The sequence below is a fragment of the Achromobacter sp. Marseille-Q4962 genome (assembly GCF_943737005.1).
Classification (GTDB): Bacteria; Pseudomonadota; Gammaproteobacteria; order Burkholderiales; family Burkholderiaceae_B; genus Achromobacter.
On sequence record NZ_CALSFU010000053.1, the window covers coordinates 1 to 9,943 of the forward strand.

General features: G+C 64.6%; 6 protein-coding genes and 6 tRNA genes. 2 read left to right on the forward strand and 10 right to left on the reverse strand.

Features of this window, described 5'->3' with window-relative positions; all coding sequences use genetic code 11:
• Positions 1-74: 74 nt before the first annotated feature.
• Positions 75-3,278, forward strand: coding sequence for a DEAD/DEAH box helicase (locus NGJ44_RS22685; protein ID WP_251865975.1), 3,204 nt, complete (start codon positions 75-77; stop codon positions 3,276-3,278).
• Positions 3,279-3,542: 264 nt separating this feature from the next.
• Here NGJ44_RS22685 and NGJ44_RS22690 read toward each other — a convergent pair.
• The 6 genes from NGJ44_RS22690 to NGJ44_RS22715 all read right to left on the reverse strand — a co-directional run bounded on the left by NGJ44_RS22690 (position 3,543) and on the right by NGJ44_RS22715 (position 4,294).
• Positions 3,543-3,619, reverse strand: a tRNA-Asp gene (locus NGJ44_RS22690).
• 43 nt (positions 3,620-3,662) lie between these two features.
• A tRNA-Glu gene (locus NGJ44_RS22695) sits at positions 3,663-3,738 on the reverse strand.
• Positions 3,739-3,783: 45 nt separating this feature from the next.
• Positions 3,784-3,859 (reverse strand) — tRNA-Ala (locus tag NGJ44_RS22700).
• A 101-nt stretch (positions 3,860-3,960) separates the two neighbouring features.
• Positions 3,961-4,037: transfer RNA gene (locus NGJ44_RS22705), tRNA-Asp, on the reverse strand.
• A gap of 53 nt (positions 4,038-4,090) precedes the next feature.
• Positions 4,091-4,166: transfer RNA gene (locus NGJ44_RS22710), tRNA-Glu, on the reverse strand.
• 52 nt (positions 4,167-4,218) lie between these two features.
• Positions 4,219-4,294, reverse strand: a tRNA-Ala gene (locus tag NGJ44_RS22715).
• A 336-nt stretch (positions 4,295-4,630) separates the two neighbouring features.
• Between NGJ44_RS22715 and NGJ44_RS22720 the strand changes: the two genes are divergently transcribed.
• Positions 4,631-5,686: an aldo/keto reductase gene (locus tag NGJ44_RS22720; RefSeq protein WP_251865977.1), complete on the forward strand. Its 1,056-nt coding sequence runs from the start codon at positions 4,631-4,633 to the stop codon at positions 5,684-5,686.
• A gap of 65 nt (positions 5,687-5,751) precedes the next feature.
• Here the strand turns inward: NGJ44_RS22720 and lnt are convergent, their stop codons facing one another.
• The 4 genes from lnt to NGJ44_RS22740 form a co-directional block, all read right to left on the reverse strand.
• A complete protein-coding gene (lnt, locus tag NGJ44_RS22725; RefSeq protein WP_251865978.1) occupies positions 5,752-7,386 on the reverse strand; it encodes an apolipoprotein N-acyltransferase in 1,635 nt (544 codons plus the stop codon).
• Complete coding sequence (locus NGJ44_RS22730) at positions 7,383-8,273, reverse strand: CorC family transporter (protein WP_251865980.1); 891 nt, start codon at positions 8,271-8,273, stop codon at positions 7,383-7,385. Before NGJ44_RS22730 ends, lnt begins: the two co-directional genes overlap by 4 nt.
• Before the next feature lie 176 nt (positions 8,274-8,449).
• Complete coding sequence (ybeY, locus tag NGJ44_RS22735) at positions 8,450-8,935, reverse strand: rRNA maturation RNase YbeY (protein ID WP_251865982.1); 486 nt, start codon at positions 8,933-8,935, stop codon at positions 8,450-8,452.
• A partial coding sequence (locus NGJ44_RS22740) for a PhoH family protein (protein WP_251865985.1) occupies positions 8,925-9,943 on the reverse strand: 1,019 nt, incomplete at its 5' end. The genes ybeY and NGJ44_RS22740, both read right to left, overlap by 11 nt.

Sequence of the window (9,943 nt, forward strand, 5' to 3'; positions counted from 1 at the left end):
CCATTACCTTGATCTCCACTGCTTGCTCCTGAGTCAACATTGTCGGTGGCCAAAAAGCCACCATCATTGCCCAGGTGGGTCAGATTTACTCCGACGGGGTGGGTCAGTATTACACCGGCGCTAACATCTATGGCGATGACCCAACTTCCCGTTTTCTGATCGCCGATGAAGTTGGACTCGGGAAAACGCTTGTCGCTAGGGGAATCATTGCCAAGACCTTGGAGCACCTTCAGGACGAGGTGGATCGGGTCGATGTGATCTACATCTGCTCCAATGCCGCCATCGCAACCCAGAATGTCAATCGGCTCAATGTCAGCGACACTGATGGTTTTTCAATCGCCACGCGGCTGACTTACCTTCCCAGACAAGTGCGGTCACTACGAAAGAACAAGGTGAATTTCATCAGCCTGACGCCCGGCACCGCCTTCGACCATGCGCGTAGTCGAGGGGGGCATGCCGACGAACGGGCTATCCTCTATCGGATGCTGTACGACTTGCCCCTGGCGCAAAATGAACGACGCAGACGGCTGCGCGTAGGCCTCCTCAACATTCTTCAGGCGACAGCAGGTAAGGACAACTGGCGAGCCAAGGCCAAAAACCTCCCAGCAGAGGATCTGGATGTAGACCTTTCCAAGGCCTTCCGTCGGGCAGTTATTGAGGATGCCGAACTGTATGCGGCCCTTAAGGAAGGCTGTGAACGCTTTGCTCGTTACCGGGACTACAGCAAAATCCCCTGGGAGGACTCCGAACTTCGCTACGACCTGATCGGAAAACTCAGAAGTAAGCTGGCTTCAGTGTGCCTTTCCGCGCTTGAGCCCGATCTGGTCATCCTTGATGAGTTCCAACGATTCAAGCACCTGTTGGATGGCGATGACGAAGCCTCCTTGCTGGCGACCGCGCTCTTTGAACATCCCGACGTTCGCGTTCTCCTGCTGTCCGCAACGCCCTACAAGATGTTCACCCTCGACCAGGAGAATGACGAGGACGACCACTATCCAGATTTCATCAGGACGCTGAACTTCCTCTTCAATGATTCCGGTGAGGTCGATGCGGTCAAAAATCTCTTGTCAGAACATCGAACGACGCTCCATGCCTGCGCGAAGGGGTCGGTATGTCAACCGGGGAAAAAGGCCGAACTTGAACGAGCGCTCCTGAAGGTCATGTGTCGAACAGAACGGGTCGCGACGACTCGTGATCATAACTCGATGATGACCGAGATTGAACGGATGGCTCCCCTTACGCCAGCGGACCTTCAGCACGCCGCGACGGTTGACGCGGTGGCAATCTGTGTCAAAGCCGGGGAGCCAATCGAATACTGGAAGTCTGCGCCTTACCTGATCAACTTTCTGAAGCATTATGAGCTGCGGCATAAGCTGGATGCCCAGTTGAATGCCCCTTCAGATGCTCTTCGCGGAACTCTTTCGTCGGCAAATGGGCAGTTGCTGACGAAGGGTAAATTTGAAGGCTATCAGGCTCTCGATCCTGCCAATCCGAGGATGCGCGTACTTTTTGAAGACACGATTGATAAGGGCATGTGGCAGCTTTTATGGATGCCGCCTTCCATGCCGTATATCGAGCCTGGCGGCGCATACCAGGACAAGGATGGCTTGACCAAGGCCCTTGTGTTTTCCTCTTGGAGTGCTGTTCCGGACGCGATTGCGTCGATCTGCTCCTACGAAGCCGAACGGAAGATGATCGCCGGAACCTCGGTTTCCCACAGCGAACTCTATGACAAGATTAAGCCATTGCTGCGGTTTGCGGTGGCCTCAAATGATAATCGCCTGACTGGTATGCCGGTTATTGCCTGGTTGCTGCCGTCCCCAACCCTTACCACCAAGATTGACCCGCTTGAGATTGCTCTGGGCCGTGGAAGCGGACCACTGGACGTCCAGGAGCTGAGGGACGAGGTCAAGGCTATTTGCCGCAGTTTGGTCGAGACCCTGCCTGATGCCGGGGAAGGGACGCGGGCTGATGAGCGATGGTATTGGGCGGCTCCCATTCTTCTCGATTCCCATAATGGGTTGTTGGACTGGTGTAAGAGCCATTCGGGATGGAGATCCGCTACGCCGGACCATGAATCAGGCACCCGTTTCAAAGATCACATCGACCTGCTGGTCAGCATGGCGGAGGGCAACATTCCTCTCGGTCCTCAGCCGGATGATCTGGTCGATGTGCTTTGCGATCTGGCTCTTGCCGGTCCAGGAGTGTGTGCCTTGCGAGCACTTCGCCGTATCGGTGTCGGGATCGATGCGGGCGATCCGAACCTTCTGTCGGCCGCAGCCAGAATCGCATCCGGCTTCCGATCTCTTTTCAATATGCCGGAGACGATTGCCATGCTGCGAGGCTCCGGCGAGGACACTTATTGGCGGTTAACGCTTCAGTACGGTATCGACGGCAATCTCCAATCGGTGCTCGACGAATATGTGCATGTCCTTCGAGAGTCTTTGGGTCTCCAAGAGCACTCACCGGAAGGACAGGTGGCTGGCATAGCCGAGTGCATCCAATCGGTGTTGTCACTGCGAACCGCGCAGATTCGAATCGACGAAATAAAGATGTCGGGCGACGGCTTTGCTCTCGATGATTTCAACACCCGCTGTCGTTTCGCGCTCCGGTTCGGGGATATTCGAGACGACAACAACCAGGCTCTCGTTCGCGCAGACTCGGTACGGGACGCCTTCAACTCACCGTTTCGTCCCTTCGTTCTGGCGTCGACCTCGATAGGTCAGGAAGGGTTGGACTTCCACACTTGGTGCCATGCCGTGGTCCATTGGAATCTGCCTTCCAATCCCGTTGATCTTGAACAGCGCGAAGGCCGGGTTCATCGGTATAAAGGCCATGCGGTCAGAAAGAATGTTGCGGAACGGTATGGTCTGACTGCTCTCTCCGTGGCGCATGAGGGAGGCGATCCGTGGCAGACCCTTTTTCAGATCGCGGCCCAAGGCAAATCCAATGGGCTTTCCGATCTCATCCCGTATTGGATCTTCGAGGATGGTTCCGCCCGGGTGGAGCGCCGCATTCCTCTGCTCCCGTACAGCAAGGAGGTTGGCAAACTCAAACGGCTGAAGCAAGGGTTGGCCCTCTATCGGATGGTTTTCGGTCAACCCCGCCAGGAAGATCTGCTGTTCAGCCTTAGCCAGAACGGTAACCATGAGTCAGCGGATTTGGCCGACTGGCTGATTTCGCTTCAACCCCCGGAAACTGTTTTGAATGATGAACCGGCCGAGGAAAACGCACTGATCCTGCCTCCGGCAAAGTCTGTTCAGGGTATTAGCTGTTAGCGCCGGTGTAATACTGACCCACCCGGAGGTGCGCACCCATTCGGGTGCATAAATCAGTAGGGGAGAGGGGGTAAGAATACCGGCGGCATGGGCCGGTATTCTTTAAGGTGACCCAACTCGGAAAGCTAGGCCTGGCGCGGCTTTCCAGCCAGCCCGAAAGTCGGATAGTCCAAACTTTGGAACGAAAAACCCGACTTTGGAATATAAATCAAGACGAAAAAAAAGCACTTACATCACGTAAGTGCTTGATTTTATTGAATTCTTTGGCGGAGCGGACGGGACTCGAACCCGCGACCCCCGGCGTGACAGGCCGGTATTCTAACCAACTGAACTACCGCTCCGCAGCGGTTTTCTTTCGTACTGCTGTGTCACTTGCCAGCGAGCTGGCGTCCCCTAGGGGATTCGAACCCCTGTACTCACCGTGAAAGGGTGATGTCCTAGGCCTCTAGACGAAGGGGACCCGTACAGATACTGCTTTACTGCAATGCTTCTACAGAGGAGAAACTGGTGGAGGTAAGCGGGATCGAACCGCTGACCTCTTGCATGCCATGCAAGCGCTCTCCCAGCTGAGCTATACCCCCAGGAATCCCTGTGTCCGCCGAGGCGAAAACAAGGTCTCACACTCTATAAAAGCAAAAAGCCCCGAAAACGGAGCCTGGGCATGAGCACGGCAGCGAGTGCTTGGCGGAGCGGACGGGGCTCGAACCCGCGACCCCCGGCGTGACAGGCCGGTATTCTAACCAACTGAACTACCGCTCCGCAGCGGCGTACTTCACTACTGTGCGCATTTCCACATGACCGTGCCAGCGAGCTGGCGTCCCCTAGGGGATTCGAACCCCTGTACTCACCGTGAAAGGGTGATGTCCTAGGCCTCTAGACGAAGGGGACTTGGACTTATCATGCGGATTACTGCTCTTTTTACTGCAACTTCGCTTTCGACTGGTGGAGGTAAGCGGGATCGAACCGCTGACCTCTTGCATGCCATGCAAGCGCTCTCCCAGCTGAGCTATACCCCCGTATCCCTAATCAGCCCCGATGCGCCTGGATTAAAAGCGGGCGGATACTGCTTTCTGCCGCTTTTTCGTCCCTCGCAGCCGGTTTTGTTTAGTGCCGTTGGCGAAGAAACGAGATTATGCACGAACTGAATTTGGCGTGCAAGTCGTTTCATGAAAAAAGTTAAAAACCGGGGGCGGAGAAAAATATGGCGGGAAAGCCGCGGCACGGCGGCTCGCTGACGGGCATGGCGCTTGCGGCGCGGGCCGACAGGCGGGCCGCCGCCTGCGAGACCGCGCGCGGCGCTATGATTTCGGGCAGTCCCAGCAGCCGGCCGGGCCGGCGGGAGATAGACCAGCATGAACTCGCAGACCTCGTTTCCGACCCGTCCCCTGGGCGCGACCGGCATGTCCGTTACGCGGATCGGGCTGGGCGCCTGGGCCATGGGCGGCAATGGATGGGCGGTAGGCTGGGGCGCGCAGGACGACGCGGATTCCATCGCCGCCATCCGCCGCGCCGTGGACCGGGGCATCAACTGGATCGACACGGCGGCGGTGTACGGACTGGGTCATTCGGAGGAAATCGTGCGCCGGGCGCTGGCGCAGATGGCGCCTTCCGAACGGCCCTACGTCTTCACCAAATGCGGCCTCGCCTGGTCGGAGGAGCAGCCGCTGGCCATGCCGCGCCGCACGGGCGCGCCCGCCGGCATCCGGCGCGAGCTGGAGCATTCGCTGCGCCGGCTGGGCGTGGAGCGCATCGACCTCTACCAGATGCACTGGCCGGCCGGCGACGGCACGCCGCTGGAGGCTTACTGGGAGACGCTGCTCGATCTCAGGCGCGAAGGCAAGGTGAGGGCGGTGGGCCTGTCCAACCACAACCTGGCCCAATTGCAGGCCGCCGAGGCGCTGGGGCACGTGGACACGCTGCAGCCGCCGTTTTCAGCCATCCAGCGCGAGGCGGCGGCCGACCTCATCCCCTGGTGCGCGGCGCACGGCACGGGCGTCATCGTCTACAGCCCCATGCAGTCGGGGTTGCTGACGGGCGGGTTCAGCGCCGCGCGCGCCGCGGCCCTGCCCCAGGACGACTGGCGCAGCCGCAACGCCGAATTCCAGAGCCCCCGGCTCGAAAGAAACCTGGCGCTGGCCGAAGCCCTCAAGCCGGTGGCGGAGCGGCACGGCGCCACGGTGGCTTCGGTGGCGGCGGCCTGGACCCTGGCCTGGCCCGGCGTGACGGGCGCCATCGTCGGCGCGCGCAGCGCCGCGCAGGTCAACGGCCTGCTGGCCGCGGCCGAGCTGGAGCTGGATAGCGAAGACATGGCGCGCATTGCCGCGGCCATCGAGAAAACCGGCGCGGGCGCGGGCCCGCTGCTGCCGGCCGACGAGAGCGGCGCGCTGCCCGAAGACCTGTTCGCCTGATCTGGCGAGGTGCGGCCGGCTTAGGCGCGGCCGGCTTAGGTGCGGCCGGCTCAGGCGCGGCCGGCTCAGGCGCGGCCGCCGGGGCGGCGGCGCGCGCTGCCCACGCCCGCGATCAGCGCCAGGCCGATGATGCCCAGCGCGCCCAGGTCGCCGTGGCGGGCGTAGGGGGTGAGCCCCGTCATGCCCTGCACCGCAACCGGCAGCACCCCGGCCGTCATGGGCGGCAGCTGGGCCGCGACGCGGCCCTTGGCGTCGATGGCGGCGGTAATGCCGGTGTTGGTCGAGGTCAGCATGGGGCGGGCGGTTTCCATGGTGCGCAGCCGGCCGATCTGCAAATGCTGGCGCAGCGCCCAGGAGTCGCCGAACCAGCCCAGGTTGCTCACGTTGGCGAGAATGGTGGCGCCGGGCTCGCCGTTGGGGCCCGGCTGCAGCGCGGGCAGCAGCTCGGGGCCGAAGAGGTCTTCGTAGCAGATGTTGAAGGCCACGTGCTGGCCATCCACGGCGAAAGGCGTCTGGCGCTCGCCGCCGCGGTCGAAATCGCCCAGCGGGATGTCCAGCATGTCCACGAACCACCGGAAGCCCGGCGGCACGTACTCGCCCCAGGGCACGAGATGGCGCTTGTCGTAGCGCATGGGCGTGGCGCCCGTATGGATCTGCTTTTCGGGCGTGGAGGCGTCCAGGCCGATGACGCTGTTGGTGTAGCGGTCGCGGCCCGCGACGCGGTCGTGCAGCGGCACGCCCATGGCGATGACCGCGCCGCGATCGGCGGCGGTGTTGCGCCAGGCCGTCCAGACGGCGGGGTCGAGCTGGTCCTGGAACACCGGCAGCACGGTTTCGGGCAGGATGATGAGGCGCGGCTCGGGCACGCCGGGCTCCGGCGGCATCGAGGCCAGGTGGAAATGGCGGCGCAGGCCTTCCTGCATGAGCGCGGGGTCGAATTTCTGCGACTGCTCCACGTTGCCCTGCACCAGCCGCACCTGCAGCGGCTCGCCGATCGGCCGCGACCAGTCGATCCGTGCCAGCGGCCAGCCCGCCGCGGCCAGCACCAGCGCCACGCCGGCGGCGAGCGCGCGGCGCGCGTCGGGCTTCTCGCGGCGCGAGGGCTGCCACAGCGTGGCCAGCGCGGCGGCGGCGAAGGCGGCCAGGAAGGCCATGCCGTGCACGCCCAGCACCGGCGCCCAGCCCGCCAGCGGGCCGTCCACCTGCGCATAGCCGACGTTCAGCCACGGGAAACCGGTAAGGACCACGGCGCGCAGCCATTCGAAAAGGGCCCAGGCGCCGGCCCAGCCCAGGGTGGCGGCCAGGGTCCGGCGGGGCGCGGCCTCGGGCGGCAGCGGCGCGTAGCGGTGCGCCAGCGCGCAGGCGGCGGCGGGAAAGAGCGCGATGAAGGCGGACAGCGCCAGCACGCCGCCCACGGCCAGCGGAGCCGCCAGGCCGCCGTAGCGGTGCAGGCTGATGAAGATCCAGTACAGGCCGATGGCGTAGGTGGCGAAGCTGAACAGCCAGCCCCGGGCGAAAGCCTGGCGCGTGCGGGGGGCATACAGGGTGAGGCGGGCGGCCACGGCCAGGGCCAGGAGCTGGACGACGGCCAGGGACCCATCCGGCAGCGGGCCGGGCGCAAACGTCAGGGCCTGGGCCGCGCCGGCCAGCGCCGCGCCGCCCAGGGCGCCCGGGCGCATGCTGCGTGCGGCGCGGCTCATTGATCGCGCGCGGGTTGCGCGCCTGACGCAGGCGCGATGCGCTTGACGCGCAGCCAGATGGCGCGGCGGGCGTCGCCGCGCGCCACTTCCAGGCGCAGGCCGTCGAATTCGGCGTGGTCGCCGCGGCGCGGGATGCGGCCGAGCTGCCCGCCCATCCAGCCGCCGACGCTGTCGTACTCGTCGTCGGGCAGCTTGCAGCCGAACACGTCGTTGAAGTGGGAGATCTCGGTGGCCGCGCGCACGCGCCACTGGTTTTCGCCTTCGGGGAAGATGGAGTCTTCCTCGGTTTCGTCGAATTCGTCTTCGATGTCGCCGACGATCTGCTCCAGCACGTCTTCCATGGTCACCAGCCCCGAGATGCCGCCGTGCTCGTCGATGACGATGGCCTGGTGGTTGCGGCTGGCGCGGAACTCGTGCAGCAGCACATTCAGGCGCTTGGACTCGGGAATGAACACGGCCGGCCGCACCAGCGCGCGCACCTCGATGTCGGGCTCCAGCATGCAGCGCAGCAGATCCTTGGCAAGCAGGATGCCGATGATGTTGTCGCGGTCGCCCTCGTAGACCGGAAAGCGCGAGTGGGCGGTCTCGATTACGGTGGCGACCAGGTAGGGCAGGGGCTGGCTGACGTCCAGCAGGTCCATGCGCGAGCGCGGCACCATGATGTCGCCCACGGTGCCTTCGGACACGGCCAGCGCGCCCTTGATCATGCGATAGGACTCGGCGTCGAGCAGCTCGCGTTCGTGGGCGGCTTCCAGGACGGCCTTGATGCCTTCGCGGTCCTCGGGCTCGCGGCGCACGAGGGAGAGCAGGCGGTCCAGGAAAGATTTGTTGGCGGGTTTGGCGGTGCGAGCGGGGGTCGCGTCGGGAGCAGGGTAAGGGTCAGGCATCGTCCGGGAGGACAAGTTGCGGAAGAAGCCAGCATAACCGAAAGTGACCCTCTATTTGTAACGCAGGCGGCCAAATGGCCGCAATCTGGCCGCAACCTGCGTCTTCTGCGCCCTGTTGCACGCCATTTCGCGGCAATCCTCAGGGTAGGCCCGGAGGGCGGGGTCGGCCGGCGGGTTCAGCCGGCCAGGTACGGGTCGGCGATGCCCATCTGCGCCAGCGCGGCCGTTTCCAGGGCTTCCATGCGCTGCGCGTCGCGCGCCTCGATGTGGTCGTAGCCCAGCGCGTGCAGCACGCCGTGCAGGGTGAGGTGGGCGGCGTGATGGAGCAGGGGCTTGCGCTGCTCGCGGGCCTCGCGCGCCAGCACCGGCACGCAGACCACGATATCGCCGCGCGCCACGCCCAGCGGGTCCACGCCGTATTCGAAGGTCAGCACGTTGGTGGCGTAGTCGCGGCCGCGGAATTCGCGGTTCAGGCGGCGGCCCTCGGCCGCGCCCACCAGGCGCAGGCTGAGCTCGGCGGCGGAGAAATCGACCAGCCCGTCGGCCGCCGCCGCCGCCAGCGCGCGCTGCGCCCAGCGGCGCAGCCGCCAGCGGGGCAGACGCGGCTCCCGCACGCCGTACTGCACCGACAGCGACAGCCGGGGCGCGGCGTCAGGCGTCATTTTCGGCGGCGCGGTCATAGGCATCCACGATGCGGGCCACCAGCGGATGGCGCACCACGTCGCGGCTGGTGAAGCGCGTGGTGGCGATGCCCTGCACCTCGTGCAGCACCTTGGCCGCGTGGGCCAGGCCGCTGTCCTGGCCGCGCGGCAGGTCCACCTGGGACGGATCGCCCGTGATGACCGCCTTGCTGCCGAAGCCGATGCGGGTGAGGAACATCTTCATCTGTTCCGGCGTGGTGTTCTGCGCTTCGTCGAGGATGACGAAGGCATGGTTCAGCGTGCGGCCGCGCATGTAGGCCAGGGGCGCGATTTCGATGGTCTGCTTCTCGAAGAGCCGCTGCACCTTCTCGAACCCCATCAGGTCGTAGAGCGCGTCGTAGAGCGGGCGCAGGTAGGGGTCGACCTTCTGCGCCAGGTCGCCCGGCAGGAAGCCCAGGCGCTCGCCCGCCTCCACGGCCGGCCGCGTGAGGACCAGCCGCTGCACGGTGTCGCGCTCCATGGCGTCGATGGCGCAGGCCACGGCGAGCCAGGTCTTGCCGGTGCCGGCCGGCCCGATGCCGAAGGTGATGTCGTGCTTGAGGATGTTGTTCAGGTAGTCGCGCTGGCGCGGCGTGCGCGGACGCAGGTCGCTGCGCCGCGTGCGCAGCGCGATGCCGTCGCTCTCGTCGTCCACGGGCGGCAGGGCGGCGGCCGCCTCGGTCAGATCGTCCTGGAGTTTCTCTTCCTGGCGGCCCACGCCGATCTCCACCAGCCCGAGCTGGATGTCGTCGATGGACAGCGCGCGGTGCACGGCCTGTTCATGGAAGCGCCGCAGCACGCGGCCGGCCAGTTCGGCCCGCTCGCCTTCCAGGGTGACGCGGCTGCCGCGGCGCGACAGCTTCACGCCCATGCCGTCGGCGAGCTGGCGCAGGTTTTCGTCCAGGGGGCCGCAGAGATTGGCCAGGTGGGTATTGTCGCCGTCGAGCAGGACGACGGTGGGCATGGGGCGGCGGGCGCGAGGGCGGGAGG